The organism is Amycolatopsis sp. NPDC039088 (assembly GCF_055598845.1).
Window position 1 is genome coordinate 111,041 of the sequence record NZ_JBVKAE010000023.1, and the last position, 26,711, is coordinate 137,751.

At 67.4% G+C, this 26,711-nt stretch carries 27 protein-coding genes; 13 read left to right on the forward strand and 14 right to left on the reverse strand.

Annotation, left to right across the window (positions count from 1 at the left end; all coding sequences use genetic code 11):
• Positions 1 to 6: 6 nt before the first annotated feature.
• Positions 7 to 1,668, reverse strand: coding sequence for a circularly permuted type 2 ATP-grasp protein (locus ACZ7KI_RS27410; protein WP_470275931.1), 1,662 nt, complete (start codon positions 1,666 to 1,668; stop codon positions 7 to 9).
• Between the two features lie 148 nt (positions 1,669 to 1,816).
• Between ACZ7KI_RS27410 and ACZ7KI_RS27415 the strand changes: the two genes are divergently transcribed.
• From ACZ7KI_RS27415 to ACZ7KI_RS27425, 3 genes are all read left to right on the forward strand, one after another.
• Positions 1,817 to 2,632 (forward strand): basic amino acid ABC transporter substrate-binding protein, encoded by an 816-nt coding sequence (locus ACZ7KI_RS27415; RefSeq protein ID WP_470275932.1) that lies wholly within the window; start codon positions 1,817 to 1,819, stop codon positions 2,630 to 2,632.
• 70 nt (positions 2,633 to 2,702) lie between these two features.
• On the forward strand, positions 2,703 to 3,506 hold the full coding sequence (locus ACZ7KI_RS27420; protein WP_465500099.1) for an amino acid ABC transporter permease: 804 nt from the start codon (positions 2,703 to 2,705) through the stop codon (positions 3,504 to 3,506).
• Positions 3,503 to 4,258 (forward strand): amino acid ABC transporter ATP-binding protein, encoded by a 756-nt coding sequence (locus tag ACZ7KI_RS27425; RefSeq protein WP_470275933.1) that lies wholly within the window; start codon positions 3,503 to 3,505, stop codon positions 4,256 to 4,258. The genes ACZ7KI_RS27420 and ACZ7KI_RS27425 overlap by 4 nt, the downstream gene beginning before the upstream one ends.
• Here ACZ7KI_RS27425 and ACZ7KI_RS27430 read toward each other — a convergent pair.
• From ACZ7KI_RS27430 to ACZ7KI_RS27445, 4 genes are read right to left on the reverse strand one after another with little or no spacing between them, the layout of a single operon-like run.
• Entirely contained in the window at positions 4,255 to 4,998 is a 744-nt protein-coding gene (locus ACZ7KI_RS27430) for an ESX secretion-associated protein EspG (protein WP_470275934.1), read from the reverse strand. The genes ACZ7KI_RS27425 and ACZ7KI_RS27430 overlap by 4 nt on opposite strands.
• Positions 4,999 to 5,000: 2 nt before the next feature.
• Positions 5,001 to 6,209, reverse strand: coding sequence for a hypothetical protein (locus ACZ7KI_RS27435; RefSeq protein WP_470275935.1), 1,209 nt, complete (start codon positions 6,207 to 6,209; stop codon positions 5,001 to 5,003).
• Entirely contained in the window at positions 6,206 to 6,814 is a 609-nt protein-coding gene (locus ACZ7KI_RS27440) for a DUF3558 domain-containing protein (protein WP_470275936.1), read from the reverse strand. The genes ACZ7KI_RS27435 and ACZ7KI_RS27440 overlap by 4 nt, the downstream gene beginning before the upstream one ends.
• Positions 6,814 to 7,272, reverse strand: a complete 459-nt coding sequence (locus ACZ7KI_RS27445) for a PE domain-containing protein (RefSeq protein ID WP_470275937.1) — start codon at positions 7,270 to 7,272, stop codon at positions 6,814 to 6,816. The genes ACZ7KI_RS27440 and ACZ7KI_RS27445 overlap by 1 nt, the downstream gene beginning before the upstream one ends.
• A 766-nt stretch (positions 7,273 to 8,038) precedes the next feature.
• Here ACZ7KI_RS27445 and ACZ7KI_RS27450 point away from each other — a divergent pair.
• Positions 8,039 to 10,384, forward strand: a complete 2,346-nt coding sequence (locus ACZ7KI_RS27450; RefSeq protein ID WP_470275938.1) for an oxidoreductase — start codon at positions 8,039 to 8,041, stop codon at positions 10,382 to 10,384.
• 35 nt (positions 10,385 to 10,419) lie between these two features.
• Positions 10,420 to 10,890 (forward strand): SRPBCC family protein, encoded by a 471-nt coding sequence (locus ACZ7KI_RS27455; RefSeq protein ID WP_470275939.1) that lies wholly within the window; start codon positions 10,420 to 10,422, stop codon positions 10,888 to 10,890.
• 27 nt (positions 10,891 to 10,917) lie between these two features.
• Here ACZ7KI_RS27455 and ACZ7KI_RS27460 read toward each other — a convergent pair whose 3' ends face one another.
• Positions 10,918 to 11,487 carry a hypothetical protein gene (locus tag ACZ7KI_RS27460; protein ID WP_470275940.1) on the reverse strand — a complete coding sequence of 190 codons (570 nt, stop codon included), beginning with the start codon at positions 11,485 to 11,487 and terminating at the stop codon, positions 10,918 to 10,920.
• Between the two features lie 189 nt (positions 11,488 to 11,676).
• Here ACZ7KI_RS27460 and ACZ7KI_RS27465 point away from each other — a divergent pair, with 189 nt between their 5' ends.
• The 3 genes from ACZ7KI_RS27465 to ACZ7KI_RS27475 are packed head-to-tail and all read left to right on the forward strand — an operon-like array spanning position 11,677 to position 15,707.
• A complete protein-coding gene (locus tag ACZ7KI_RS27465) occupies positions 11,677 to 13,485 on the forward strand; it encodes an NHL domain-containing thioredoxin family protein (RefSeq protein ID WP_470275984.1) in 1,809 nt (602 codons plus the stop codon).
• 40 nt (positions 13,486 to 13,525) lie between these two features.
• Positions 13,526 to 13,819 carry a GroES family chaperonin gene (locus ACZ7KI_RS27470; RefSeq protein WP_061981779.1) on the forward strand — a complete coding sequence of 98 codons (294 nt, stop codon included), beginning with the start codon at positions 13,526 to 13,528 and terminating at the stop codon, positions 13,817 to 13,819.
• A 28-nt stretch (positions 13,820 to 13,847) separates the two neighbouring features.
• Positions 13,848 to 15,707: a VanW family protein gene (locus ACZ7KI_RS27475; RefSeq protein ID WP_470275941.1), complete on the forward strand. Its 1,860-nt coding sequence runs from the start codon at positions 13,848 to 13,850 to the stop codon at positions 15,705 to 15,707.
• 4 nt (positions 15,708 to 15,711) lie between these two features.
• On the opposite strand, the gene ACZ7KI_RS27480 is transcribed toward ACZ7KI_RS27475, so the two are convergent.
• The 6 genes from ACZ7KI_RS27480 to mug form a co-directional block, all read right to left on the reverse strand.
• Complete coding sequence (locus ACZ7KI_RS27480) at positions 15,712 to 16,428, reverse strand: leucine-rich repeat domain-containing protein (protein ID WP_470275942.1); 717 nt, start codon at positions 16,426 to 16,428, stop codon at positions 15,712 to 15,714.
• Positions 16,429 to 16,463: 35 nt separating this feature from the next.
• Complete coding sequence (locus ACZ7KI_RS27485; RefSeq protein ID WP_181775301.1) at positions 16,464 to 16,760, reverse strand: GlsB/YeaQ/YmgE family stress response membrane protein; 297 nt, start codon at positions 16,758 to 16,760, stop codon at positions 16,464 to 16,466.
• A gap of 72 nt (positions 16,761 to 16,832) precedes the next feature.
• Positions 16,833 to 17,108 carry a GlsB/YeaQ/YmgE family stress response membrane protein gene (locus ACZ7KI_RS27490; RefSeq protein WP_470275943.1) on the reverse strand — a complete coding sequence of 92 codons (276 nt, stop codon included), beginning with the start codon at positions 17,106 to 17,108 and terminating at the stop codon, positions 16,833 to 16,835.
• Between the two features lie 137 nt (positions 17,109 to 17,245).
• The gene (locus ACZ7KI_RS27495) at positions 17,246 to 19,090 is read right to left on the reverse strand and encodes an acyl-CoA dehydrogenase (RefSeq protein WP_470275944.1); all 1,845 of its coding nucleotides are present in this window, start codon (positions 19,088 to 19,090) and stop codon (positions 17,246 to 17,248) included.
• 137 nt (positions 19,091 to 19,227) lie between these two features.
• Complete coding sequence (locus ACZ7KI_RS27500; protein WP_470275985.1) at positions 19,228 to 20,028, reverse strand: response regulator transcription factor; 801 nt, start codon at positions 20,026 to 20,028, stop codon at positions 19,228 to 19,230.
• 281 nt (positions 20,029 to 20,309) lie between these two features.
• Positions 20,310 to 20,861 (reverse strand): G/U mismatch-specific DNA glycosylase, encoded by a 552-nt coding sequence (gene mug, locus ACZ7KI_RS27505; RefSeq protein WP_470275945.1) that lies wholly within the window; start codon positions 20,859 to 20,861, stop codon positions 20,310 to 20,312.
• 156 nt (positions 20,862 to 21,017) lie between these two features.
• Between mug and ACZ7KI_RS27510 the strand changes: the two genes are divergently transcribed.
• Entirely contained in the window at positions 21,018 to 21,194 is a 177-nt protein-coding gene (locus ACZ7KI_RS27510; RefSeq protein ID WP_470275946.1) for a hypothetical protein, read from the forward strand.
• Here the strand turns inward: ACZ7KI_RS27510 and ACZ7KI_RS27515 are convergent.
• On the reverse strand, positions 21,135 to 21,782 hold the full coding sequence (locus ACZ7KI_RS27515; protein WP_470275947.1) for a VanZ family protein: 648 nt from the start codon (positions 21,780 to 21,782) through the stop codon (positions 21,135 to 21,137). The two genes, ACZ7KI_RS27510 and ACZ7KI_RS27515, sit on opposite strands and share 60 nt — an antisense overlap.
• Before the next feature lie 150 nt (positions 21,783 to 21,932).
• On the opposite strand from ACZ7KI_RS27515, the gene ACZ7KI_RS27520 reads away from it, so the two are divergent.
• The 3 genes from ACZ7KI_RS27520 (at position 21,933) to ACZ7KI_RS27530 (ending at position 25,041) form a co-directional block, all read left to right on the forward strand.
• Positions 21,933 to 22,421, forward strand: coding sequence for a GNAT family N-acetyltransferase (locus ACZ7KI_RS27520; protein WP_470275948.1), 489 nt, complete (start codon positions 21,933 to 21,935; stop codon positions 22,419 to 22,421).
• A 14-nt stretch (positions 22,422 to 22,435) separates the two neighbouring features.
• A complete protein-coding gene (locus ACZ7KI_RS27525) occupies positions 22,436 to 23,224 on the forward strand; it encodes an alpha/beta fold hydrolase (RefSeq protein ID WP_470275949.1) in 789 nt (262 codons plus the stop codon).
• Positions 23,225 to 23,367: 143 nt separating this feature from the next.
• A complete protein-coding gene (locus ACZ7KI_RS27530) occupies positions 23,368 to 25,041 on the forward strand; it encodes a bifunctional metallophosphatase/5'-nucleotidase (RefSeq protein WP_470275950.1) in 1,674 nt (557 codons plus the stop codon).
• 17 nt (positions 25,042 to 25,058) lie between these two features.
• Here the strand turns inward: ACZ7KI_RS27530 and ACZ7KI_RS27535 are convergent, their stop codons facing one another.
• Entirely contained in the window at positions 25,059 to 25,655 is a 597-nt protein-coding gene (locus ACZ7KI_RS27535) for a TetR/AcrR family transcriptional regulator (protein ID WP_470275951.1), read from the reverse strand.
• A gap of 108 nt (positions 25,656 to 25,763) precedes the next feature.
• Here ACZ7KI_RS27535 and ACZ7KI_RS27540 point away from each other — a divergent pair, with 108 nt between their 5' ends.
• Complete coding sequence (locus ACZ7KI_RS27540) at positions 25,764 to 26,681, forward strand: nuclear transport factor 2 family protein (protein ID WP_470275952.1); 918 nt, start codon at positions 25,764 to 25,766, stop codon at positions 26,679 to 26,681.
• Positions 26,682 to 26,711: the final 30 nt, after the last annotated feature.

Consider the following 26,711-nt stretch of genomic DNA (forward strand, 5'->3'; position numbering starts at 1 on the left):
CTCCCGTTAGGCCTGTTGCTGCTGTTGTTGCTGGGTCGTGGTCAGCTCGGGCCCCTGTTCGGCGACCAGACCATCCACTTGGGACAGTTCGCCGAGTGCGGGCCGTTCGAGCTCGCGCTCGGCGGTGGACGACCGCGCCGCCAGTACCCAGGTGTCCTTCGACCCGCCGCCCTGCGACGAGTTGACCACGAGACTGCCCTCGGGAAGCGCTACGCGGGTCAGTCCACCCGGCAGTACGAAGATCTCCTTGCCGTCGTTGACCGCGAACGGCCGGAGATCGACGTGCCGGGGCGCGAGTCGATCGTCCACTTTGGATGGAGCGGTGGACAGCTGGACGACTGGCTGGGCGATCCAGCCGCGTTTGTGCGCGCGAACCTTCCGCTTCAGCGCGGTCAGCTCGGCGGGCGTCGCTTCCGGTCCGAAGACGATGCCGTAACCACCGGAGCCTTCGACCGGTTTGACGACCAGCTCCTCCATATGCTGCATGACGTAGTCGAACTCGTCCGGCAGCCAGCACCGGAAGGTGTCCACATTGGGCAGCAGCGGCTTCTCGTTGAGGTAGTACTTCACCATCTCGGGCACGTAGGTGTAGACGAGCTTGTCGTCGCCGACCCCGTTGCCGACCGCGTTCGCGATCACCACGTTGCCCGCGCGGGCCGCGTTGAGGACCCCGGCGACGCCGAGCACGGAATCCGGCCGGTAGTGCACCGGATCGAGGAACTCGTCGTCGATCCGCCGGTAGATGACGTCGACCTGCTGTTCGCCCTCGGTGGTGCGCAGGTAGATGACGTTGTCACGGCAGAACATGTCGCGGCCTTCGACCAATTCGACACCCATCAGCCTGGCCAGCAGCGAATGTTCGAAGTACGCGGAGTTGTGGATACCCGGCGTGAGCACGACGACCATCGGATCGGCGACGTTCGCCGCGGCCGCCGCCCGCAGCGCGCGCAGCAGATGGGAGGCGTAATCACCCACTGGGCGGACCCGGTGCTGGGCGAACAGGTCCGGGAACACACGCGCCATCGTGCGGCGGTTCTCCATCACGTACGACACACCGGACGGGTTGCGGAGGTTGTCCTCGAGAACCCGGAACGTGCCCTCCTCGTCACGCACCAGGTCCACACCGGACACGTGGAGGCGCACGCCGTTGGGCGGGTTGATCCCGAACGCCTCGCGCTGGAAATGCTCGCACGAGGTGATCAGCCGCCGAGGAAGAACGCCTTCGCGCAGGATCTGCCGGTCGCCGTAGATGTCGGCGAGGAAGGCCTCCAGCGCGCGGACCCGTTGCGCCACACCGCGTTCGAGCTTGCTCCATTCGGTGGAAGTGATCACGCGCGGCACCAGGTCCAGCGGGAACGGGCGTTCCTGGCCGGACAGCGAGAACGTGATGCCCTGATCCACCATCGCGCGGTCGATCGCCGCCGACCGGGACGAGAGATCCGTGGACGTCAGCGCGGAGATCGACTCGTACAAGGCCCGGTACGGCTGGCGGACCGTCCCGTCGGCGGTGAACATCTCGTCGTACGCGCCCGCGTGCGGTCTCGACGGCGAGAGATAGCCGTCGAACTGCGCTCCGGGTTTCGCCGCCCGCCGCGCCGACGTCGTCGCCCGCGGGCGACGGCCCGACGGCGGAAGGCGCGGCGCCGAGTTGTTGTTCATGGTCGCCATACTCGCTCACCCTGCCATGTCGGCGCGATACCCCGCGTAAGGACAGTGACTGCCGAAACGGCCCTGTAACGTCGCGGTGCTGTGCTTGCCGCCGGATGAGTGGCAATATGCGTGCTCTCGACACATGGGAACTACAAGGAGTGACGACGTGGCCCGATTGAAAGCGCTCGCCCTGATCCCGGCGCTCGCCCTAGCCGCGGGAGTGCTGTCCGCTTGCGGTGACGAAGGCGGTTCCGCGGCAGGCGGAGTCCAGCTCGTCGCTTCCGGCAAGGTCACCACCTGCACGCACTTGCCCTACCAGCCGTTCCAGGTCAAGCAGGGCGACAAGATCGTCGGCTTCGACGTCGACCTGGTCGACCTGGTCGGCAAGAAGCTGGGTGTCGAGCAGAGCATCGTCGACATCGCCTTCGAGAACATCGAGTCCGGCGAAGCGATGAACAGCGGCCAGTGCGACCTCGCCGCAGCCGGCATGACGATCACCGACAAGCGCAAGGAGAAGTTCGACTTCTCCGACCCGTACTTCGAGGCGACCCAGGCGCTGCTGGTCAAGGCCGGTTCGCCGATCAAGGACCTGTCGAACGTCGCAGGCAAGAAGATCGGTGTCCAGTCGGCCACCACCGGCGCGGACTATGCCAAGGAAAAGGCAGCCGGCGCCGAGATCGTCACCTACGACGACCTCGCGCTGCTTGAGCAGGCCGTCAAGAACGGCACGATCGACGCGGGCGTCAACGACAACGGCGTGCTCTACGACTTCGTGAAGACGAACCCGGACACGACGGTCGTCACCGAGTTCAAGACGAACGAGTTCTACGGAATCGGCGTGAAGAAGGGCAACACCGCCCTGCTCGGCAAGGTCAACGAGGTCCTCAAGGCGTCCGTGGCGGACGGTACCTACGCGCAGATCTACCAGAAGTGGTTCGGCAAGGCGCCGACCTGGCAGCCGGGCGGCCCGACCGCCAGTTGATAATCCGTCCCCGGTGGCCGGTGCCCAGCGCACCGGCCACAGGTTTGTCGCCACCTGCTTGAGGAGAGAAATGGCTTTGAGCCGCCGCCAGCGACGTTCGGCGTTCCGAACCGGGCAATACGTCCTGCTGCTGGTGATCGTCATCGTTCTCGCGCTGCTCGCCGACTGGAGCAAGATCGGCAAGGCGTTCTTCGATCTCGACGTCGCCGCGAAGCAGTTCCCCGACGTGATCACGGTCGCGCTGAAGAACACCGTCATCTTCACCGCGCTCGGTTTCGTGCTCGGCCTCGGTCTGGGTCTCCTGCTCGCGCTGATGAGACTGTCCTCGGTCGGCCCGTACCGCTGGTTCGCGCGCGGGTACATCGAGTTCTTCCGCGGCCTGCCCGCGCTGCTGATCTTCCTCGCCGTCGGCATCGGCGTGCCCACGGCGTTCAGCACCCAGCTGCCGCGCAACGTCGCGATCATGCTGGCGCTGGGCATCGTGTCCTCGGCCTACATGGCGGAGACCATCCGCGCCGGTATCCAGGCGGTCCCGCGCGGACAGGTCGAAGCCGCGCGTTCGCTCGGCATGTCGCCTGCCCGCACGATGATCACCGTCGTGATCCCGCAGGCGTTCCGGATCATCCTGCCCCCGCTGGCCAACGAGCTGATCATGCTGACGAAGGACTCGTCGCTGGCCTTCCTGCTCGGCACCACGCCGGCACAGCAGGAACTCGCGCAGTTCAGCCGCCAGGCGCTGCTCGAGGCCAAGGGGCTGACCCCGATCGTCGTCGCCGGGCTCTGCTACCTGGTCATCACCATCCCGCTGTCGATCCTTCAGCAGCGGCTAGAGAAGAAATACGGGGCCGGAGTGCCCGGCGGAGGGACGGTATGAGCACCCAGACGATCGTCGAGGTTTCGGGGCTGCACAAGGCGTTCGGCGACCTCGAAGTGCTCAAGGGCATCGACCTGCACGTCGAACGGGGCCAGGTCGTCTGCATCATCGGCCCGTCCGGTTCCGGCAAGTCCACGTTGCTGCGTTGCGTGAACCTCCTCGAGGAACCGCAACAGGGCAAGATCGTGGTCAACGGCAGCGAGATCACCGATCCGGACGTCGACATCGACGGCGCCCGCACGAAGATCGGCATGGTCTTCCAGGCGTTCAACCTCTTCTCGCACCTGAGCGTGCTCGACAACCTCACGGTCGCGCAGCGCAAGGTGTTGAAGCGCGGCAAGGAGGAGTCGGAGCGCATCGCGCGCGAGAACCTCGCGAAGGTCGGCTTGGCGGAGAAGGAGACTTCACTGCCGACGCAGCTGTCCGGTGGACAGCAGCAACGTGTCGCGATCGCCAGGGCGCTGTCGATGAACCCCGACGTCATGCTGTTCGACGAGCCGACATCGGCGCTCGACCCCGAACTGGTCGGCGACGTCCTCGCGGTCATGCGGCAACTGGCGCAGGAGGGCATGACGATGCTCGTCGTCACGCACGAAATGCAGTTCGCGCGTGAAGTGGCCGACATCGTGCTGTTCATGGACGGCGGCGTGGTCGTCGAACAGGGCTCGCCGGACCAGGTCATCGGCGACCCGCAGGAGGAACGCACGAAGTCGTTCCTCTCGCGGGTGTTGAACCCGAACCACCAGGGCTAACGTCCTCGGAGCTGCGACTCCAGCTGGATCACCTTGGCGGCGACTTCGTGCGGCCCGGCGCCCATAAGGCTCACCCAGCCCTTGGCGTCCGGGCCGAACACGACACGGCCCTGCTCGGTGTCCATCCAGCCCGGTGGCCGCTCCACGCGTTTCCGGTTGCCGCCGCCGTCACGGATGGCGACGTACAGCCTGCCGAAGAAGGTGTGCGGCGACCGGATCCACTGCAGGATCTTCTTGGCGTCGCGGATACTCGGGCCGGTGCCGGTCAGCATCTCGCCCTTCATGAGGACCTGCAGATCGGCTTCCGCGCAGTTCAGCGAAGGCGTTCGCGCAGGGGATGCCTCCGGGAGCAGCCCGGTGAAATCCTGCGCGAGCGTGTCCGGCCGGGTCGGCGTCAGATAGACGACCTTGTCGACCAAAACGACAGTGACCGCTTCCCGGCCGCTGCCGGCGGCGCGAACCGTCCGTTCACGCCCCTCGGACTTCACCCACGAGTAGTACTCGACCGCAGGCCGCTGCAGGAAACGCAGCGTGTCGAGGAACTCGTCGTCGATGCGGCCGCGCCGGAGCAGTCCTTGTCTGTCCAATTCGGACTGTGCGGTGGCGGCGAGCTCACGGCGTTCCTCTGGCAGGTACCACTGCGCGCCACGAACGAGCGTCGGGTGGATGTCGCCGAGATTGTGTTGGTCCAGCAGGTTTTCGTAGGTCTGGAGCGTCAGTTCGACGGGCTTCTGCAGCATGGCTATGCGCCGATCACCGGCGGGACCGGCTTGTCACCGTCGTAGCCGCCGAAGATGGTGTCGCCGTCCTCTTCCTGCAGCGTGATCTTGCGCTGGTGCTCCTCGTCCTCGCCGCCCTTGCCCCCTTTACCGGCACCCATCCCGCCGCCGCCCATGCCCGGCGCACCGGGACGCCCCGCCGCGGGTCCACCCGCCGGTGTGCCTGCCGGGCCGCGCATCGCGCCTTCGCCGGGCATACCGGCCCCGACCGCGCGACCAGGCCCCATCGTTCCCGGCCCACCGGCCGACCCGCCGGGTCCGAACCCGCCACCAGGCCCGAATCCGCCGCTGAAACCACCCGTTCCAGGCCCGAATCCGTTACTTGGGCCGCTGCCGGGTCCACTGCCCGGTCCGAAGTTGGGCGGCCGGAAATCGCCAGGACGCATAGTGGGCGCGGGTTTCACGGACGAGAGGTCAGTCCCGTCGTTCGGCCGCGGCATCCTCGGCGGCTGCGAAATCTGTGGCATCCTCGGCGGCTGCGGAACCTGCGGCGGCCTCGGCGCCTGATAACCCTCGGCCCCGGGCGGCGCGCTGTACGAACTCGGCCCACCGGTGTATCCGCCGCCGGGACCACCCTGCCGCCCCGAGTCGCCAGACCCGCCGCTGAACCCGCTGACCTTGGTCTGACCAGGGTCGATGGGATCCGGCGTGATCGGCCCGGCGGAAACGTTCGGATCGTGCGCGGCCGGGTAAACCGGCGCGAGACTCTGCTGCCGCGGCTGGGTGCTCTGGAAGTACGGCTCGTAGATCTCGACGTTGTGCTTCGTGTCCGCGTCGAACTTCGCGGCCGCGATCTCGTCGTCACTCGCGCCGACGGACAAGATGTCCTCGGGCCCGCTGTCCCCGGCGCGCTCCTTCTCGACCGGACGGACATTGCCGCGCGTGTAGTGGAAAGAGGCGTTCTGGTCGAACATCGACTGCCGGGCGCGGTTCATGTTCTCGCCCGCGATCTTGGAGGTCGCGATGAGCGGGGCGAGACCGGCTGTGCCGCTGTCGGCTGCTTTGCCCTTCCAGAAGGAGCTCAGCGCGGTTTGGCTGTCTCCCATGACCTTGCTGATGTCTTCGTGGATGACCAACAGGTGATGGGAGGCGACCTGTGCCGCGTCGAGCCGCGTCGTGGTCTTGGGGTTGGCATTCAGTTTGGCGAATATTTCCCAGCCGCTGTAAGTCATTGTGCAGCCTTCAAATGCTGGATCGTGAACTCGGCGATCTTCACGCTCAAGCCGCACGGGTCGTTCAGGTGAGGGCTTCCGCGTCGCAGTTGCGTGACCAGGACATACGTCATGTCGTCGCGGAGGCCTACGGCGAGCTGACAAGCGCCTTGACCTTCACCGCCATTCGCGTACTCCACCGCGGGATATCCAGCGATGTCCGGCAGCGGTTTGAATGTCGTGACGCCGCTACCTTGGGCTTTGAGCGCATAGAGGTGGCTGAGACCGTCCGGCTGGCTGACGTTCAATGCACCACTGACGTTCCCTGCGGAGTTAGCGAAGATCCAAGCGCAGCCTCGCCCACCCGCGATGTCTTCGGCCGTTGCGCTTTTCAGCGCTCCTCCCACACTTTCGACCTCGGACTTTGTCGCAGCGCCACAGGGATCTGTGGTCAACAGGTCGGTCTTCAAGGGACTTTGCACGGCCGGAGCACCTGCTCGCGGCAGGCCTGTGGACGACGGCGCCGGTGCTGGGGGTGGGTTTCCCGAGGTTTTATCACCGTTGCAAGCCGTCGCAAGAAGCACGGTCGTGCAGGTGATCGTCGCGGCGATGATGAGCCGTCGCATCAGAGGGCCTTTCCTGCTTGCCGGATCGCGTCGAGCGCGGCCTCGTCTTGTCTCTGGTAAGCGTCGCGTATGTCCTGCAACGTTTGCATGTAGGCCGTTGTGTAGTCGATGGCCCCCTTCAAGAACGCTTGATAGGAGGCTCCTGACTGGTTCGCCAAAGCGACGTATCCATGACTGGCGACCTCGTCACCCATCGCATCGATACCGGTCAGGTGGGATGACTCTTCAAGTGCTCGACGGTATTGGTCATCAAGGCTGTCTTCGAGGGATTTGATGACCTTGTTCATCGCTTCGGGGTCGAACTCCCAGCCGCCGTTCGCCGACGCGGCGGCGAAGTCGGCCTTCGCCTGCCCGCTGCCCAGCTCGCCGTAGTTCGGCGGGGGTGGCGGCGGTGCCTGCGGCGCCGCCGAGTTCACCTGCTCGTAGATCCCCTGAGGGCCGCTTCCCGGTCGTGTCATGACGTGCCTCCCCGCACGGGCCGCGATGGGGCGCGACCTACCCGTAGTTCCCCACTGACTCCAATCGGTGACGATAGCAGCAGGTAAACCGCCGATCAGCCCCTTCGCGGAAGATCACCATCGAAAGATGGTGGATCGCCCTACTTTTGTCCCGATCGACGGGTTTCTCCTGATCAGGACTTCTTGAGGTGCCTGATCGCGGCCGCGGCGATCTTGGTCGCACTGCCGTTGGCGTATATGACCGCAGGGTGTCCGCTGACAGCGGCGACAGGCCTGAACATGGTGAGGCCACCGGACGCGTTCTGTGCGTATAGGGCGCTTAGACCGTCCTTGTTGCCGATGACCAGTCCGGCGCTGACCGCGCGGTCTGACCTGGTGGTTCATTGGCGCAGCCGCTCAGCGTGACACCGCGGCGATGATGATCGGCAGAAGAATCGCCGTCGGCCGTATCGGATTGCCGATCTTCCGGAGCTCTATAGCCAGCTCTGTCATGTCGCGCCCCCCGCACGGGCCACGAAGGACGCAACCTACCCGTAATCCACCCCTGACTCCGGTGAGTAACGGTAGCAACGACCCAGCCGTCCAGCGACGAGTCCGGCCAAGATCACCGACGCGGAGACGAACGGCCTGATCCGGAGCCCGGCTGGCCGTTCTGCCGTCGTAGACCCGTGGCAGGTTCCGGTCTACTGCGCTGGGCCACTTGCGAATCCGGTACGTGATCGGCTTCGCTGGTACCCGGGGAACGACGGGGGAGGGAAGCGAAACGATGCCGGGTTTTCGGCGCAACAACGGGCCGCGTGAGCCGGGGGAAGGCGAGCCGAACGGCGACGCGTCCCTGCCGCCGCTCGACCCGTTCGACCCGAACCCCGACAAGCGGTACGAGGTTCCGGCGTCCGAGTTGATGAAGCCGGGCACGACCGGTCTGCTCCGGTGGCGCCGTCAGGCGACCAACGCGCCGATCGTGCAGGTCGAGGACGCCTACATCACCGGGACGCTCGATCTGCGCGCGGCGGACATCAAGTATCTGTTCCGGTTCGAGCGGTGCCGTTTCGAGCATCCGCCGGACGTCCGCGAGGCGCATCTGCTGGGGCTGGTGTTCCGCAAGTGCTGGCTTCCCGGGCTCAAGGCGCGGAACCTCCGTACCCGCAACGACGTCCGCCTGATCCGCAGTGTCGTGCACGTCGACGGCGAGCACGAGATCGAGGAGACGACGGTCCAGCGCGGCGACGATCGTGAACGCGGGATGCCGAACGCGGCGGTCAACCTCACGGACGCGGTCATCGAGGGGTCGGTCGTGCTGACGCGCACGGTGATCTCCCATCCGCGGGGCAAGGCGATCCAGGCCGACCGGGTCACCATCGTCGGCGCGTTGCTCGCGTATCGGTTGGTGGCCAACGGAGAAGTCCGCATCCCGGGGATGCGGGCGGGCGGTAACGTCAACTTCTCGGGTGCGACGCTCAACAACCGGGATGGCTTCGCCCTCAACGGAAACGGTATCCACATCGGTGGCAGCCTGCTCTGCGAGGTGGACAACTACGGCCCCGCCGCGCAGCGGAAACGCTTCTCCGCCAGCGGAATCATGTTCCTGCCGAGCGCCACTGTGAACAGTGACATCATCATGCGCGAGGCCAGGCTCTCGGTGAACCAGTCCGGGCCGATCGTCGTGGACGCGTGGAAATCGAACGACCCGTACATCGATCCGCGACCGGCGTTGGTCGCGGATCGCATGACGGTCAACGGGAACCTCGAGCTGAGCGACGGGCTGCAGGCGACCGGGACGCTGCGGATGGTCAACGCGCGGATCGGCGGTTCGCTGCGGCTGGCCGGCGCCGAGGTCCAGGTCGTGCGCGGGCAGAGCATCCCGTACTACGACCGGGCGATCCATCTCGACGGGACGACGATCGGCGGCGACATCGAGGCGACGAGCCTGCGGGTGCCGTCGGGGCAGTTGCGCATGGCCGACATCACCGTCGGCGGCAACGTGCTCGCCTGGAATTCGCTGTTCCTGCATCCGCGCCGCGACGTCTTCTCCGCGCGGCGCGCGAAGATCGCGGGGAACTTCCAGCTCACCGACGCGACCGTGCAGGGAACACTGCGGTTGCAGGGTGCCGAGGTCGGCGGCAGCGTGAACCTCTTCGGTACCAGTCTGACCGAGCCGGGCGCGCGGACGAACACCAGTTATTCGCTGGACGTCCGCACCGCGCGGATCGGCCGCGACCTCGTCCTCACTGAGAACAAGGAGCGTCCGTTCGTCGCGCAGGGCGGGGTCAACCTCGACGGCGCCCAGGTCGCGCGGCGCGTCGATTTCCGTGGTGCGCGGCTCGGTTCCCTGCCGCAGCACGGGATCGCGCTCGACGGCAGCGACGTATCGGCCGACGAGTTCCTGCTCACCCCGGGCACTCCGCCGGACGGCCGGATCGTGTTGCGGCGCGCGCATTGCGGCACGCTGGGTGACAACGAGGCCTTCTGGGCGTCGGTGGCGGGGATCGAGCTGGAGGACTTCCGCTACGACGCGCTGCAGGAGGACATCGCCCTCGACGACGACCGGGCGATCGACCACCGGATCGTATTGCTGCGCAAGGCGATGGACGGTTATCGTCCGGGACCCTACGACCAGCTGGCCGCGACGCTGCGCGCGTCCGGTAATGAAGAGCACGCCTCCACGGTGATGCTGAAGAAGCAGCAGTTCCGGTACGAGGCGCTCGCGAAGGGCTTCAAGTTCTTCGGGCCCGGCGTGCACGTGTGGAGCTGGCTGCAGCGGTCGATGGTCGGTTACGGCTTCCGTCCGGTGCGCGCGCTCGGCTGGCTGCTGACGCTGCTCGTGCTCGGGAGCCTGTGGTTCGGGCTCGGTGTCGACGACTGCGTCACGAATCCCAAGCTCACCGTGAGCGGGCCGCGGTGCCTGGTCAACCAGGACGACACCGGACTGCAGTGGAATCCGGTGCTGTACACGGTCGATCTCCTGGTCCCGATCGTCGACTTCGGGAACAAGTCGCGCTGGTACATGCACGGCGTGGACAACTGGGTCGCGGCCGGGTTCACCGCGTCGGGCTGGGTGCTGGCCACGACGGTCGCGGCCGGTATCAGTCGGATGCTCCGCCGGGACAACTGAGGGTATTTCACATACCCTCAGTACGGAGGTATGTGATGACGGAACCCAGCGCCACCGGCAAGATCGCGATCGCCGCTCCGCCCGAGCAGGTGTACGCCCTGGTCAGCGACCCGGGCGCGCTCGCGGGAATGGCCGAAGAGTACGAGGGGCACCGCTGGGTCGGCGGCGCGGAGGGCGTCGCTGTCGGCGCGAAGTTCCGTGGTCGCAACCGTCGTGGGATCCGCCGTTGGAGCACCCTTTCGACGATCACCGACGCCGACGAGGGCAAGCGGTTCGCGTTCGAGGTGACCACCTTCGCCGGACTTCCCGTCGCGCGCTGGCAGTACGACATCGAGGCCACGGAGGACGGGTGCGTGGCCGTCGAGAGCGCCTGGGACCGGCGCCCTGGCTGGCTCCGGGCCCCGACGTCCCTGTTCACCGGGGTGTGGAAGCGGGACGACGCCAACCGGGCGAACATCGCCGCGACCTTGGCCCGGCTGAAGGCAACCGCCGAGTCCCGCGTTTAGTCCTCTGAATGCGGTGGGGAGGCGGGCTCACTCCACGAATCGCGACCAGAACTCGACCTGACGCGGTCCGCCGGGCGGCGGCGGGCCCAGCGGCTGGTCGCCGAAGTCGTGCCGCAGGTATCCCCGCAGGTCATACCCGTAATAGACGATGTCGGTCTGATACACCGACAGCACCGGATAGCCCGAGCTCCCGGCTATCCCCGGCAGATACCGATGCCCGCAGACGGGCACCAGCTGCGGTACCCGCGCGAGGTGTTCGCGGGCCCGCGTCAGCGCGTCGGCGAGGTCGATCGGCCGCATGCCCCACTCGGGCAGCCAGAAGCCGTTGTGCTCGATGTCGTAGAGCACCCCGTCGACCGGCCAATCCAGCCGTTTTCGCAGCTGTTCGGGGTTGCCGCAGCGCCAGTCCGGCCAGCGGTCGCCGATCGGCACCCCGGCGGCGAGGAAGGTCCGGTGATCGGCGGCGAACCGGAAGCCGAAACGGGTTTCGAGGTCGTCGAGCTCGGCCTCGCTCAACCCGGGGCGCACGGGTTCGGCCAAGCTCGCCTGGAGGTCGTGTGCCTCCTCTAGGGTGAAGGCGGGCTCAACTGTGGACATGTGTTCGAGCGTAAGTCGCGCGACGCCGAGACGCCTTCTCTTTTAACGCCGCTCCCATGTCCGCCCTCATCACCCACATGAGCCTCCTCCCTCGGGGTGAGCTCGCCCTCTCAACGCCTGGACCGCGGAACAGAGCGACTCCCGGTGTAGTTCACTCTTGTCGTGACTTCTCCACGAACGCAGTCCCGCGTGCGGGCGCCCGAGCTCGCCGGTGACGTCTGGCTCAACACCGGCGGCGAGCGGCTCACGCTCGCCGGGCTGCGCGGCCGCGTCGTCCTGCTGGACTTCTGGACCAGCGGCTGCGTCAACTGCCTGCATGTGCTGGACGAGCTGCGCCCGCTGGAGGCCGAGTTCGCCGACGTCCTGGTGACCATCGGCGTGCATTCCCCCAAGTTCCTGCACGAGGGTGAGGCGGCCGCGATCGAGGCGGCGGTGCGCCGCTACGAGGTGCACCATCCGGTGCTCAACGATCCGCAGATGACGACCTGGTCGCAGTACGCGGTCAAGGCGTGGCCGACGCTGGTCGTCGTGGACCCCGAGGGCTACGTCGTGCACGTCGCCGCCGGAGAGGGACACGCGGAGGCGCTACGCCGCGTGATCGCCGACCTCGTCGCGACGCACGAGGCCAAGGGCACGCTGCGCCGCGGCGGCAGCCCGTACGTCCCGGCCGAGGAGCAGCGCGCCGAGCTGCGTTTCCCGAGCAAGGCCGTCACCACCGCCGAAGGCCGGATCCTGGTCGCCGACACCGGCAACCACTCCATCGTCGAGTTCGCCTCCGACGGCGAGACGATCATCCGCCGCTTCGGCAGCGGCGCCCGCGGCGCGCAGGACGGGCCGTTCGACCTGGCGAGCTTCACCGAGCCGTCCGGGATCACGCTGTTGCCGTACGAGGTCGCGGAGCGCGCGGGTTACCACGCCGTCGTCGCCGACACGGCCGGTCACCGGCTGCGCGGTATCGACCTGATCACCGGTGAGGTCAGCACGGTCGCCGGCACCGGCCGCCAGTGGCGCGACGGCGTCGACACCGGCAAGGCGCTCGACATCGACCTCACCAGCCCGTGGGACGTCGCCTGGTGGGGCCCCGCGGGCGGCGTCGTGGTCGCCATGGCGGGCAACCACACGCTGAGCGTGTTCGAGCCGGTCTCGGGCACTATCCGCCGCTTCGCCGGTACGACCGTCGAGGGCCTGAAGGACGGCGATGTCCACGAAGCGTTCTTCGCGCAGACGTCCGGTCTCACGCCCGACGGGCAGAAGTTGTGGCTCGCGGACGCGGAGACGTCGGCGCTGCGCTGGATCGAACCCGAGGACGAGACGTTCACCGTGCACACCGCGGTCGGCGTCGACCTGTTCTCTTTCGGCCACGTCGACGGCCACGCTGACCAGGCGCTCCTGCAGCATCCGCTCGGCCTCGCCGTGCTGCCCGGTGACACCATCGCGATCGCCGACACCTACAACGGCGCGATCCGCCGCTACGACCCGCTCACCCGCCAGGTGACGACGCTCGCGACCGGTCTCGCCGAGCCACAAGGCCTGCTGGTGCACGATGGCTCGCTGCTGGTCGTCGAGTCGGCCGGGAGCCGGATCGGACCGGTGCCGCTCGGCGAACAGGCTGTCACCGGGGACGCGCACGCGGTCCGCCGTCCGCCGACCGTGCTGGCGCCGGGTGAGCTGGAGTTCTCCGTCGTCTTCACCCCGCCGCCCGGCGAGAAGCTCGACGACCGCTTCGGCCCGTCGACGCGACTGGAGATCAGCGCGTCGCCGCCGGAGTTGCTGGCCGACGGCGCCGGCGTGGGCACCGACCTGTTCCGCAAGCTCCGCTTCGCCGAAGGGGTCACCGAAGGCGTTTTGCAGATCGTGGCGCAGGCCGCGAGCTGCGACGACGGTGGCGAGCACCCCGCCTGCCGCATCACCCGGCAGGACTGGGGCGTTCCCGTGCGGTTCGAAAACGGCGGAGAAAGCGCGCTGAGCCTGGTCATGGCCGGGGATCCGGGTAAGTAGAGTCGTCTTCGTGTCAGATGGGCCGAAACTCGAGATTCAGATGCTGCAGGACAGGGTGCTCGTGAAGCTGTCGCCCGAGGACGGAGAGCGCCGGAGTTCCGGTGGGATCGTCATCCCCGCCACCGCGCAGGTCGCGCGGCGGCTCGCCTGGGGTGATGTACTGGGCGTGGGCAACAGCGTACGGAACGTCAAGACCGGCGACCGGGTGCTGTTCAACCCGGAGGACCAGCACGAGGTCGAGATCCAGGGCGAGGGGCACCTGGTGATGCGGGAGCGTGACATCCACGCGGTGGCGACCGAGCGGACCGAACACGGGACGGGGTTGTACCTGTAACTCCAGCCGCTGGAGGGGGTGTGAAGGGTTGGTACGCGACGAGCACGACAAGCCGGGCACCGACCTGTTCGGCGACGAACTCCTCCCGGCCGCGGACGGCGCTCCGGAAAACGACGAGGACCTGGTAGACGAGCTCTTCGAGGGCGACAGGGTGGTGCATCCGCCGCCGACGCCCGCGTCGAAGTTCCGCAAGGCCGTCGGCAAGGCCTTCATGGTCGCCGGGGTGCTCATGGGCCTGTCCGTACTCGCGTACGCGGTGGACCTGATCTCCAGCGCCGGCGACGTTCCGCGCGGTGTCACCGTCGCTGGGATCGACGTCGGTGGCCTCACGCACAAGGAGGCCGAGTCGAAGCTTCGCCGTGAGCTGGAGCCGAGGCTCATCGAGCCGGTGCGGATCCGCGCCGGCGACGTCCGCACGGTGCTGTACCCCACGTCGTCCGGTCTCGGTCTCGACTGGCCGCAGACGCTGGGCCGTGCCGGGCATCAGCCGCTGAGTCCGTACACGCGCCTGATGTCGTTCTTCAGCAGCCGCGAGGTCGGCGTCGTGACGTGGACCGACGCGCCGAAGCTGGAGAAGGCCGTCTCCGATCTGGCCGCCGCGAAACTGAACCGCCCGCCGGTCGAAGGGGCCATCACGTTCCAGCCCGTCGCGGGCAGCGACGGTGGCGTCCTCCCGGTCGCCGTCGAACCACGGGCGGGCCAGAGCCTCGCCGACGTCAAGACGGCGGTCACCGCGGTCACCGACGGCTGGCTGAGTGACGCCGGCGTAGAGCTGAAGGTGAACGTCGCGCCGGTGAAGGCGAACTCGCCGGGCGTGCACGCGGCGCTCGACAAGATCGTCGTCCCCGCCGTGGCGAAACCACTGGTGATCCGCGGCGAGGGCAAGGACGCGACGCTGAAACCGGAGACGATCGCGGCGTCCTTCCAGTTCGCCCCGCGCGACGACGGCAATCTCGAAGTCCGCATCGACCAGGGGAAACTGCGGGCGGTGGCACAACCACAGCTGAAGGCGACCGAGACCGACGGGGCGGACGCGCAGATCGTCTTCGTCGGCGACCGACCGGCGGTCCAGCCGTCGAAGGACGCGCGGAAGGTGAACTGGGATCGCACGTTCGCCGCACTGACCTCGGTGCTCACGAAGAGTGAAGAGCGGGAGCTGACGGCGGTCTACGACGCCAGCAGCCCGGCCGTCAGCACCGACGCGGCGAACGTCCTCGGCATCAACGAGGTCATCGGCGAGTTCACCACTTCGGGACTGAGCGGGCCGTCGATGACGAACGTGCAGGCGCTGGCCACCCGCGTCTCCGGCGCCATCGTCAAGCCGGCCGAGACGTTCAGCCTCGGCGCGCGGTCCGGGCCGAGGACGGCGAACGCGGGCTATGTCCCCGCGCCGGTGAACGAAGACGGCACCGGCCCGGTCGCGGTCGGCGGCGGCGTCTCGCAGCTCGCGACGACGCTCTACAACGCCGCGTACCTGGCCGGACTGGCCGACGGCGGGCATCTGGAGCACGACCATTACCTCGACCGCTATCCGGTCGCGCGTGACGTGAAGGCCATCGGCGACGACGGCGCGCCGGTCGAAATGCAGATCGTCAACGACGCCCCGACCGGTATCGCCATCCAGGTCATCCCCGCCAACGGCTCGGTGACCGTGCGGATCTGGGGCACCAAACGGTTTTCGGTACAGAGCACCGGCGGCGAACGGCACTCGTACGTCGCACAGCCGGTGCGGGTCGGCTCCGGCCCCGGCTGTGTGCCGGACCCCGGTGCCGCCGGCTTCAGCACTTCCGACACCCGTGTGCTGATCGACGTCGTCTCCGGCACCGAGGTCCGCCGCGAGACCCGCAACGCGACCTACTCGCCGCGTCCGACGGTCATCTGCGCCTGAGCGCCTATTGCAGCACCATGCAACCGCGGGCTTCGAAGTCCGGGAGCCACGAAGGCTCCCGGAAGTCCTTGTTCCAGCGTAGATCCAGTTTGTCCAATTTGGACAACCGGGCCAACGATGACGGAAGGGAGATGAGCTGGTTCTCGCGCAGATCCAGCTGACGCAACTCGGTCAGCTGCCCGAGGGAAGACGGCAACGACGTCAGCCGGTTCTTCCGCAGATGCAGTTCCCGTAGCGAGGAAAGCGTTCCCATCGATTCCGGAACTTCCGTCAAACCGTTGCCGTACAGGCGAAATTCACGCAAGGACGTCAGCCCGGACAGATCTTCCGGCAAGGTGGAAATGCGGTTGTCCGTGCAGCCCAGGTATTTCAGCCGCCCGAGTGAGCACAGCGCGGCGGGAAACTCGGCGAGCCGGTTGTCGCTCAGATAAAGGTATTCCGTCAACCCCGCGAGGTCGCCGAGCTCGTCCGGCACGGTCGAAAGCTCGTTGTGCCCCAGATCCAGGGTGTGCAGCTGCCGCAGGGCGCCGATCGAAGGCGAAATGGCGGTCAGCCGGTTGGTGGCCAGATTCAGTACCCGCAGCCCGGAAAGCGACCACAGTTCCTCGGGGACCGAGGTCAACTGGTTGTCGTACAGGTCCAGGTATTCGAGCGAGGCCGGGAGGGAAAGGTCGCGCAGGGAGGTCAGCCCCTGTCCACTGAGTTCGAGTCGAGTGGTCACAGGGGCCGACCCTAGCCCTGGTCAAGTCGGCCTGGTCAGGTCACGGCGCGATGCCCGCCACCCTTGACCTTCGCGTAGATGGCGGCCGCGGCGATGACGCCGACGACGGCCGCGCCGACCTGGAAGGCGTGCCGGATCCAGTCGATGCCCGCCGTGTCACGGACACCGAACACGCCGGCCAGCCAGTTGCCGATGAACGCGGCGATGATGCCGACCACGATCGTCAGCCACATCGGGATCTTCTGATCGCCGGACGCCAGCATCCGGCCGATGACACCGAGGATCAGACCGACCACGATCGTGGTGATGATGCCCCAAAGGCCACCCAACATGGTTTCCTCCTTCGCTGGAGATCGATGAGCCCACGGTGGCACCGATCCGGGCTCATCGCGCCTCAAGCCCCCTTACCGGGTGACACCCCGGCGTCCGTAGAGGTTCGCGGCGAGGGTGACCCCGAGGGCCGCGACCACGATCTGGGTGATCAGCTCCAGCCAGTCGAAGCCGTTGGTGTCCGCGTAGCCGAGACCGCGGGCGATCCAGGTACCGATGAAGGCGGCGACGATACCGACGATGATCGTCAGCCAGATGGGGATGGACTGCTTGCCGGGGGCGAAGAACCTGCCGAGCACCCCGAGGATCAAACCGACCACGATCGCCGTGATGATGCCGGTGACTGTCATTGAGACTCCTTTGCCGAGGTCTCCGCCGGGAGGCGGACTCAGCACGGAGATGCCCGCCGAAAACCCCCTCGAAACCAGAAGAACCCCCTCCGCTCGGGAGGGGGTTCTTCCAGTGTCCGAATGGCCTAGAACATGGCCTAGAACGCTGCTTCGGAGAGCTCCATGAGGCTGTTGTCCGCGGCCTCGACGATCGCGCGGCGCGCGGTCAGTTCCGGCAGCACGCTCTTCGCGAAGAACGACGCCACGGCGATCTTGCCCTCGTAGAACGGGGTGTCCTTCGCCGACGCGCCCGCGTCGAGCTTGGCGATGGCGACCTCGGCGTGCTTGATGAGCTGCCAGCCGATGAGCAGGTCGCCGACCGACATCAGCAGGCGGACCGTGTGCTGGCCGACCTTGTTGATGTTCTGCGGGTCCTCCTGCGACGAGGTCAGGTAGCCGATCAGCGAGCCGAGCATGCCCTGGGTGTCCTCGAGCGCCTGCTTGAGCAGACCGCGCTCGTTCTTGAGCCGCCCGTTGCCGACCTCGGACTCGATGGTCTTCGTGATCTCCCCGGCGACGTAGGCCAGCGAAGCGCCCTTGTCGCGGACGATCTTGCGGAAGAAGAAGTCCAGCGACTGGATGGCCGTGGTGCCTTCGTACAGCGAGTCGATCTTCGCGTCACGGATGTACTGCTCGATCGGGTAGTCCTGCAGGAAGCCGGACCCGCCGAGGGTCTGCAGCGACTGCACGAGCTGCTCGGTCGCGCGCTCGGAGCCGACGCCCTTGACGATCGGCAGCAGCAGGTCGTTGACGCCGTGCGCGACCTTCTGCGAAGCCTCGTCGCCCTCGCCGGTCCACACCTGGTCCTGGAACGACGCCGTGTAGAGGTACACCGCGCGCAGACCCTCGGCGTACGCCTTCTGCAGCATCAGCGAGCGGCGGACGTCCGGGTGGTTGGTGATCGTGACGCGCGGCGCGGTCTTGTTCAGCATGTTCGGCAGGTCGGCGCCCTGGACGCGCTCCTTGGCGTACTCGAGCGCGTTGAGGTAACCGGTCGACAGCGTCGCGATGGCCTTGGTGCCGACCATCATGCGGGCGTACTCGATGACCTGGAACATCTGCGCGATGCCGTCGTGCACCTCGCCGAGCAGCCAGCCCTTGGCGGGGGTGCCGTGCTGGCCGAAGGTCAGCTCGCAGGTGGTGGAGGCCTTGATGCCCATCTTGTGCTCGACGTTGGTGACGAAGGCGCCGTTGCGCTCGCCCAGCTCACCGGTCTTGCCGTCGAAGTGGAACTTCGGCACGAGGAACAGCGACAGCCCCTTGGTACCGGGCCGGGTCTCGATGCCGGGGCCCTCGGGACGGGCCAGCACCAGGTGCATGATGTTCTCGACCATGTCGTTCTCGGCCGAGGTGATGAACCGCTTCACGCCGTCGATATGCCAGGAGCCGTCCTCCTGCTTGACGGCCTTGGTGCGGCCGGCGCCGACGTCGGAACCGGCGTCGGGCTCGGTGAGCACCATCGTCGCGCCCCAGCCGCGATCGATCATGATCTGCGCCCACTGCTTCTGCTCTTCGGTGCCGTTCTTGTCGACGATCCCGGCGAAGCTCGGACCCGCCATGTACATGAACAGCGGCGCGTTGGCGCCGAGGATCAGCTCGGCGGCGGCCCACTGCACGGTCGGGGGCAGACCGAAGCCGCCCAGCTCGTTCGGCAGGCCCAGTCGCCACCATTCGCCGTCCATCAGCGCCTTGTAGCTCTTCTTGAACGACTCGGGGATCTTCACCGAGAAGGTCTTCGGGTCGTACACCGGCGGGTTGCGGTCCGCGTCGGCGTACGAGTCGGCGAGGGGACCGGAAGCGAGCTTGTTCAGCTCGGTCAGCACGCCTCGCGCGGTCTCCTCGTCGGATTCCGCGAGGACGCCCTTGCCGAGGCGGTCCTGCACGCCGAGTACCTCGAAGAGGTTGAACTCCAGGTCTCGGACGTTGCTCTTGTAGTGGCCCATTTCGTCACTCCAATGTGTTCGGCTCCCCGGCCGGGCACACGTCCCCTACTCGCCGGTAACTTCAGGATATTACCTGTCGGTAACTGCGGCAAGTGAATGGCCACTGTTGTGATGTGTAAATCAGCAATACGGGGGGCTCAGCGGGGTGACGGCGCGATCGTGGTGGCAGGCGTCGCCTCGGGCGGGGTGTGCGCGTCGTCAGGGGTGGCGATCAGGATGCCGGAGCGGAACGCGATGGTCACCGCGTGTGTCCGGTCGCGGGCCGAAAGCTTGCGCAGGATGCTCTTGACGTGGGTCCGGACCGTTTCCACGGAAAGGAAGAGGATCTTCGCGATCCCGGAGTTCTCCAATCCCTCGGCGACCAGCTGCAGGACCTGGTACTCGCGTCGGGAGAGCGGCATCAGGCCGCGGGCGGTCGCCGGTTTGGGGGCCTCGCCGTCCTTGGGGAGCACGGGCTGACGCTTCGGCCTGGCCGTCAGCGCGGCCAGCGTCGGGTCGATGTAGCGGCGGTCGCTGTGCGCGCGCCGGATCGCCTCGATCAGATGCCGCCCGTCGGTCGCTCGCGGCACGATCGCGTGTACCCCCGCCGCGATCGCCGCGGCGAGGTACTGCTGCGTGCGGTTGGTGTCCCTGACCAGCGTGATGATGACCAGCGCCGGGTCTCCGCCGCTGAGCAACCTGGACAGGTGACAGTTCGGGTCGAGCGCCGAATCCAGCACGATGACGTCCGGTTTGAGCTGCTCGCACAGCTGGAGCGCGGCGTGGTGGCTGCCGGCGTGTCCGAGCCACTGCAACCCCGGCGTGCGGTGCACCAGCGAGCTCAGGCCCTCGCAGAAGATCGGGATCGGATCGACCGCGGCCACGCCGAGGCCCCTGCCGCCTGGTGGCGGTCCGCCAGGCCTCCCGGCCTGCGTTCGGTTCGGCTCGATGCCTCGCATCACGGACCCCTCCGTTTTCCTGCCCGTTATCCCCGGACGAGAGGACATGAAGTCCATTCGGCGCCCACGGCCCCCCGGCGTGGTCGCCTTCGTCAACCGGTCCCCCCTGCGGGACCGGACGGAAATAACACCTCGTAACTATTACGAGTCAGTAGGTCCGGGGACGTGACGCGGTATCCCCCTCATAGATGTATCGCCGCGTCGCAGCAAACTCTGGGTATTGCCTGGTCGTGGATCTCTTGCTCGAATGAGCGCGTCGACGGGAGATCTTGGCGGATCCGCTACTCAGAGTGGACTTCGGCGCGGAGGCGACCGAACTCCTCTCCGAGCGCCGCAGGCGTCCAATGCGCGTTCAGTCCGCTCGGATTCGGCAGTACCCAGACCCGCGCTCCGCCGATCTCGACCTCCTGCGGGCCGACCTTCGCCTTCGGCAGACCGAACGCCGTCCGGAAGGCCGTGATTCCGACCACGGCGAGCCGGCGCGGCCGGTATTCGGCGACCCTCGCCGTCAGCAGTCGTCCGCCTTCGCGGAATTCCTCCGGCGACAGCTCGTCGGCCCGCGCCGTCGTCCGCGCGACGACGTTGGTGATGCCGAGCCCGTAACCGAGCAGTTCCTCCTGCTCGCTGGGGTCGAGCTGCCGTGGTGTGAAGCCGCCGCGGTGCAGCGCGGGCCAGAACCGGTTCCCCGGCCTGGCGAAGTGCAGGCCGAGCGCGCCGGAGTAGAGGCCGGGGTTGATCCCGCAGAACAGTACGTCCAGGTCAGGCGCGATGACGTCGGCGATGGTCTTGCCGTACGCGGCGGCCAGCTGGTCCTTGGTCGGTCGTGTCCTCACCAGGCCAGTTTCCGGCACGCCGGCAGGAGGCGTTCACTTGCCGCCGCCGCCACGCGTGACCCGCGACACGCTCGATCGTCGCAAGGGGTGGCCAAGTCACCACGACATGCGTACTGTTTGTGATCTCGCACACAAGGTCGTCTTCGAGGAGGGGTTTTGCAGCTCTCGCTCATCCTCGGTCTGGTCGGGTTGATCTTCGTGGTGGCCACCGTGCTGGTGGTGCTGGAAGACCGGCGGGCCGCGCGGCGCGCGGCCCAGCGGCGGCAGGCGAGACTAGCGAGCCTGGGCGAGGTCGATCCGCTCGCGGCGCGGCGGCTGCATCTCGATCGCTGAAGGCACGGGCTTCCGCACGAGGCTGAGCAGCAGGGCTCCGGCGATCCAGCCGAGCATCGCGCCACCGGTGTTGTTGAGCAGGTCGTCGACGTCGAAGATCCGGTAGACGTAGGGCGCGGTGCCGAAGTTCGCGGTCAGCTGGGTGGTCTCGATCAGCAGCGAAGCGGTGAAGCCGATCAGCGTGGTGCCGATGAGGCCGCGCTTCCAGAGTGTCCTGGCGAAGAAACCGAGCGGGACGAACAGCAGCACGTTCATGGTGGCCTGCTGGAAGGTCTGGGTGGTGAACCAGTCGGCCGCCGTCAACCCGTGCTTGAGCAGTTCGGTGTGGATGTCGGCGACCCATTGGAACGGGTGCAGCTGGACGGTCTGGCTCAGCCGTCCGGCGCCGGGACCGGGCAGCGGCAGGAAGGTCACCGCCAGGGTCATGGTCGCGTAGAGCAGCACGGCGGCCATGATCACGACGGGACGAAGACGCACCTGGCCGTGCCTGGCGTGCAGGATGATCAGCTGCGGGATCAGCAGCGTCGCCCACAGCGCGAAGAAGCCGATCAAGCCGTACTGCAGGGCGGTGACCTGTGCGTTCGTCATGACATCGACGTTATGGATCTTGGGGGGTCCACCACTTCGGTCGAAGGGCCGCGGCGAACGGGACCGGATCGGCCGAGTGGCCGACCTCGATCTTGGCCGATCGGCGATATTCGCTCCCCGAAACGACGGCGGCCGTGGGATTCTGCCCGGATGCTGCTCGTTCGACGGCTGACCGCCGAAGACCTCGATGTCTTCCGTGAGATACGCCTGCGTGCCCTCCTGGACACCCCCGAGAACTACGGCTCGATCGCCGAGGTCGAACGGGCGCAGTCCGACGAAGAGTGGCTCGCGAGGCTCGCCGCGGACGCCTGGTTCGCCGCCTTCGACGAGGGTCGCCCGGTCGGCCTGGTCGCCGGGAGAGCACGCGACGGAAGCTGGATCCTGTATTCGATGTGGGTCGCGCCCGAAGCGCGAGGCCGAGGTCTTGGCACGCGGCTGATGGGCGAGGTGCGGTCGGCGGCCGAGACCGACGGCGCGCGTGAGGTGTGGCTGCACGTGGCGGAGGACAACGACCGGGCGCGGCGGCTGTATTTGAAACTCGGGTTCATCGCGTCCGGGGATCTGGAACCGATGCCCAACGACGTCACGCGGCGGCGGGAACGTCTTTATTTACCTGTTACCGGCGGTAGCAGTAAATAGCTTAACCTCACGGGATGGACAACGTCGTCTTCGACCGCGCCGGCCAAGGCGAGCCGCTGGTGCTCATCCACGGCGTCGGCCACCGGCGTCAGGCCTGGTCGCCGGTGCTCCCGCTGCTCACGCCGCATCGGGACGTCATCACCGTCGACCTGCCCGGCTTCGGCGAATCGGCACCGCATCCCGGCGGCTACGGAATCGAAGCCGCGGTCGAGATGTTCGGGAAGTTCTTCCAGCGCCTCGGCCTCGGCAAACCGCACGTCGCGGGCAACTCGCTCGGCGGCCTGCTCTCGCTCGCCCTCGGGCAAGCGGGGCTCGTCCGCAGCGTGACGGCGTTGTCCCCGGCCGGGCTGTGGACGCCGCGGCAGCAGCGGTACGCGCTGAGCATGCTGCGCACCCACCGTCTGCTCGCCGAGCGGATCCCCGAACGCACCGCGCGGCGGCTCGCCGCGACACCGGCGGGCCGGTCGATGCTGACCGGGATGATCGTCGGCCGTCCGGGCAGGCTCACCACGCAGGTGGTCATGGAGGACATGCGCGCGCTCGCCCGCTGTCCCGGCTTTCGGCCCACGCTGGAGCAGGCCCGCGGCGGTTTCCGGTTCGCGGGCGTCGTCGAGGACGTCCCGGTGACCATCGCGTGGGCACAGCGCGACCGCATCCTCGCCCGCCCGAAGGCCGCCGAGCTGCGCCGGATCGCGCCCAAGGCCGAGTTGCTGGTCCTTCCCGGCTGCGGGCACGTGCCGATGAGTGACGAGCCGGAGCTGGTGACGAAAGTGATTCTCGACGGCAGTATCGAGCGCGGCTAAGGTGACTGCGGCTGGCGCGACCAAGGTCTTTTGATCTTTTGGGGTTGCGCCGTGGCCGAAGGCCCAGCTATCTCGGCGGCAGGGCGCCCTTCCTACCTTCGTGACGAACGCACCAAAGGAGCGCCCTGTCGATGAGATCGCTGATGCGCAATGTCATTGCAGTCGGTGCCGTGCTGACCGCGCTGGCCACCGTCGCCGCGCCCGCGTCCGCCGCGTCGGCGACCACCGACGTCCGGATCGTCACGTTCAACGACCTGCACGGCAATCTCGAACCGCCGTCCGGTTCGAGCGGCCGCGTCACACTGCCCGGCGGTGCGACGGTCAACGCGGGCGGTGCCGCCTACCTCGCGGCGCACCTGAAGCGGCTTCGCGGCGAGGTGTCCAACTCCGTCGTGCTTTCGGCCGGTGACAGCATCGGCGCGTCGCCGGTGATCTCGGCGCTGTTCCACGACGAGCCGACCGTCGAACTGCTGAACCTGCTCGGTGTCGAGGCTTCCGTGGTCGGCAACCACGAATTCGACGAGGGCCTCAAGGAACTCCGCCGGATCCAGAACGGCGGCTGTCACCCGACCGACGGCTGCCAGTTCCGGAGTTCCTTCAAGGGCGCGAACTTCCCCTTCCTCGGGTCCAATGTGTACTACGAGAACGGCCTCCCCGCGTTGCTGCCGTTCAGTATCGAGTTCTCCGGCGGCGTCCCGATCGGCGTCATCGGCGCGACGCTGAAGGATCTGCCGCAGGTCGTCACCCCCGAGGCGATCAAGGGCCTCAAGTTCGGTGAAGAGGTCCAAGCGATCGACCGCACCGCGAAACTGCTCGACATGTTCGGCGTCAAGGCGCAGGTCGTCCTGCTGCACCAGGGCGACAACTCCGAGACCGCCGGCCCGGACGAATGCAAGGTCAAGCCGGGCGCCGCGACCGAGATCGCGCGACGGGTGACGTCCAAAGTGGACGCGATCTTCACCGGGCACAGCCACCAGCAGTACAACTGCTCGATCGACGACCCCGACGGCAAGCCGCGTCCGGTGATCCAGGGCGCGTCCTTCGGTCGTCTGCTGTCAGTCGTCGACCTGAAGATCGATCGCCGGACGCGTGACGTCGTGCGCGGCGAGACCAAGGCGCACAACGAGATCGTCACCCGCGACGTCACGCCGGATGTCGACGTGCAGAAGCTGATCGACGAGGCCAAGACCAAGGCGGCGCCGATCGCGAACAAGGCCGTCGGCACCATCACCGCGGACCTGGTCGCCAAGGGCGCCGCCTCCGGCGAGTCCACGCTCGGCGACGTCATCGCGGACGCCCAGCTCGAGGCCACGCGGTCGAACGGCGCGCAGATCGCCATGACGAACCCGGGCGGCATCCGCACGGACTTCACCCACGAGTCTTCGCCCGCCGGTGAAGGCGATGGCGTCGTGACCTACGGCGAGGCGTTCGCCGTGCAGCCGTTCGCGAACATCATGCAGACGATCACGCTCACCGGGGCGACCCTGAAGAGCGTCCTCGAACAGCAGTGGCAGGCGAATGGGGTCGTGCGGATCCTGCAGATCTCGAAGTCGCTGAACTACTCGTACTCGGCGACGGCACCCGCCGGTGCGCGTGTCTCGAACCTGGCGCTCGACGGCACGCCGATCGACCCGGCGGCGTCGTACCGCGTCTCGGTGAACAACTTCCTCGCCGCCGGCGGGGACGGCTTCACGGAGTTCACCAAGGGGACCGATATTTCGGGTGGTCCGGTGGATCTGGACGCGCTGATCGCGTACTTCGCGGCGCACCCGAACGTCGCGCCGCCCGCCGCGGACCGGATCACCGTCCTGCCGTAACCCTCCCGCGCGTGCGTTTACCCGCCGGGCTGCACCACGCTCATGGCGTCGTCCACGAGCCGGCGCAGGGACTCGGTCCCGTCACTCTCCAGCCAGACGCCATTGGCGACGTTGAAGCAAGCCAGCGCGGCCGCGGTGAGCGCGGCCGGCCGCGGGTCGTGATCCTTGGGGCGCAGGGCCATGCGCTCGGCGACGAGCGGGCTCAGCAGGTCCTGCCACTGCTTCTGCTGCTCCGCGCGGCCCGCCCGTAGCGCCGGTGACTGATCGGTGATCCGCAGCAGCACGAGACCGTGGCGCGGATCGCGTTCGGCGACGTCCACGATCACGTCGAACGAGCGGCGCAGCGCGGTCCACACGTCCTCCGATACGGGGCGGCCTGCCAGCTCCTCGGCCAACAGGGCGCCGACCTTTTCGAACTTCACCAATACGACGTCCTCTTTGGACGCGAAGTAGCGGAAGAAGCTGCGCTGCGACATCCCGGCCGCGGCGGCGACCTCGTCCACCGTCGTGGCGTCGTATCCCTGCCGGACGAACAAGTCCCACGCGACGTCCATCAACTGGCCGCGGACCGCCTGGCGGGTCCGCTCCCGCAGGTCCTGCTGCTTCGTGCTCACGGTCACCACTGTAGCGTCCGCCAAATTCGACATTTGCTGTCGAACTTGTCATCTACTGACAAGTGTGGCGTATGCTGTCGCTGACACCGGAACATCGGAGGACCAGATATGCGCCCCATCACCGTCCTGTCCAAAAGGGTGGTCGCCGTGCTGGCCGTGACCCTCGGCGCCATGACCGGGCTTGTGTCGCCGTCCGTCGCGGCGACACCGGTGCACTCCTGGCACCCGAGCGCACTCGAAAAGCACAAAGCCATCACCGTGCAGGTGCTCAAGCGTCTCTTCGAGGATGGCGACGTGTCGGTCGTGGACCGCCACATCCGTCCCGACTACATCCAGCACAACCCGTTGGCGCCCGACGGCACCGCGGCACTCAAGGCCCTCGCCGGCCCGTTGACCGCGCAGTTCCCGGACCTCGAGTACGACATCAAGCGGGTGATCGCCGACGGTGACCTGGTCCTGGTGCATTCCAACCTGGTGCTCACCCCCGGCACGCGCGGCTCCGCCGTGGTCGACATCTTCCGCTTCGACCGGAACGACATGATCGCCGAGCATTGGGACACCGTGCAGGAGGTGCCGGCCACGTCCGTCAGCGGCAACGACATGTTCTCCACGGTCAGCTCACCGCGGACGAACGAGCCGGGTCCGCACTGGCTGACGTCGTGCAGCAGGTCGATCGTCACCGCCTACTTCGACCAGCTCCTCGTCCGCAAGGACGTCGACGCCGTCGAACGCCTCGCGCCGGAGTATCACCAGCACAACCCCGCCATCCCCAGCGGCGTGGCGGGTCTGCGGGAGACGTTCGCCGCGTTCTTCCAGCAGTTTCCGCAGCTGACCGTGGAGCGCAAGCGCGTCATCGCCGAGGGAGACCTCGTCGCGGTCCACGCCCACTACCGGACCGGCCCCGACGACCGCGGTCAGTCCGTTGTGGACATCTTCCGCGTGCGTCCGGACGGGAAGATCGCCGAGCACTGGGACGTGGTGCAGGACGTGCCCGCGACGTCCGCCAACGACAACACGATGTTCTGATTCCGCGGCTATCGCCCAACACTTGTGATC

What these genes read in the sequence shown, in the direction of transcription:
- ACZ7KI_RS27530 (WP_470275950.1), top strand. Translation starts at nt 23,368, where the DNA reads ATGCGCAATGTCATTGCAGTCGGTGCCGTGCTGACCGCGCTGGCCACC.
- ACZ7KI_RS27515 (WP_470275947.1), bottom strand. Translation starts at nt 21,782, where the DNA reads ATGACGAACGCACAGGTCACCGCCCTGCAGTACGGCTTGATCGGCTTC.
- ACZ7KI_RS27520 (WP_470275948.1), top strand. Translation starts at nt 21,933, where the DNA reads ATGCTGCTCGTTCGACGGCTGACCGCCGAAGACCTCGATGTCTTCCGT.
- ACZ7KI_RS27440 (WP_470275936.1), bottom strand. Translation starts at nt 6,814, where the DNA reads ATGCGACGGCTCATCATCGCCGCGACGATCACCTGCACGACCGTGCTT.
- ACZ7KI_RS27490 (WP_470275943.1), bottom strand. Translation starts at nt 17,108, where the DNA reads ATGACAGTCACCGGCATCATCACGGCGATCGTGGTCGGTTTGATCCTC.
- ACZ7KI_RS27525 (WP_470275949.1), top strand. Translation starts at nt 22,436, where the DNA reads ATGGACAACGTCGTCTTCGACCGCGCCGGCCAAGGCGAGCCGCTGGTG.
- ACZ7KI_RS27445 (WP_470275937.1), bottom strand. Translation starts at nt 7,272, where the DNA reads ATGACACGACCGGGAAGCGGCCCTCAGGGGATCTACGAGCAGGTGAAC.
- ACZ7KI_RS27500 (WP_470275985.1), bottom strand. Translation starts at nt 20,028, where the DNA reads ATGCGAGGCATCGAGCCGAACCGAACGCAGGCCGGGAGGCCTGGCGGA.
- ACZ7KI_RS27485 (WP_181775301.1), bottom strand. Translation starts at nt 16,760, where the DNA reads ATGTTGGGTGGCCTTTGGGGCATCATCACCACGATCGTGGTCGGTCTG.
- ACZ7KI_RS27410 (WP_470275931.1), bottom strand. Translation starts at nt 1,668, where the DNA reads ATGGCGACCATGAACAACAACTCGGCGCCGCGCCTTCCGCCGTCGGGC.
- ACZ7KI_RS27425 (WP_470275933.1), top strand. Translation starts at nt 3,503, where the DNA reads ATGAGCACCCAGACGATCGTCGAGGTTTCGGGGCTGCACAAGGCGTTC.
- ACZ7KI_RS27470 (WP_061981779.1), top strand. Translation starts at nt 13,526, where the DNA reads ATGCTGCAGGACAGGGTGCTCGTGAAGCTGTCGCCCGAGGACGGAGAG.
- ACZ7KI_RS27430 (WP_470275934.1), bottom strand. Translation starts at nt 4,998, where the DNA reads ATGCTGCAGAAGCCCGTCGAACTGACGCTCCAGACCTACGAAAACCTG.
- ACZ7KI_RS27540 (WP_470275952.1), top strand. Translation starts at nt 25,764, where the DNA reads ATGCGCCCCATCACCGTCCTGTCCAAAAGGGTGGTCGCCGTGCTGGCC.
- ACZ7KI_RS27495 (WP_470275944.1), bottom strand. Translation starts at nt 19,090, where the DNA reads ATGGGCCACTACAAGAGCAACGTCCGAGACCTGGAGTTCAACCTCTTC.
- ACZ7KI_RS27420 (WP_465500099.1), top strand. Translation starts at nt 2,703, where the DNA reads ATGGCTTTGAGCCGCCGCCAGCGACGTTCGGCGTTCCGAACCGGGCAA.
- ACZ7KI_RS27460 (WP_470275940.1), bottom strand. Translation starts at nt 11,487, where the DNA reads ATGTCCACAGTTGAGCCCGCCTTCACCCTAGAGGAGGCACACGACCTC.
- ACZ7KI_RS27455 (WP_470275939.1), top strand. Translation starts at nt 10,420, where the DNA reads ATGACGGAACCCAGCGCCACCGGCAAGATCGCGATCGCCGCTCCGCCC.
- ACZ7KI_RS27435 (WP_470275935.1), bottom strand. Translation starts at nt 6,209, where the DNA reads ATGACTTACAGCGGCTGGGAAATATTCGCCAAACTGAATGCCAACCCC.
- ACZ7KI_RS27450 (WP_470275938.1), top strand. Translation starts at nt 8,039, where the DNA reads ATGCCGGGTTTTCGGCGCAACAACGGGCCGCGTGAGCCGGGGGAAGGC.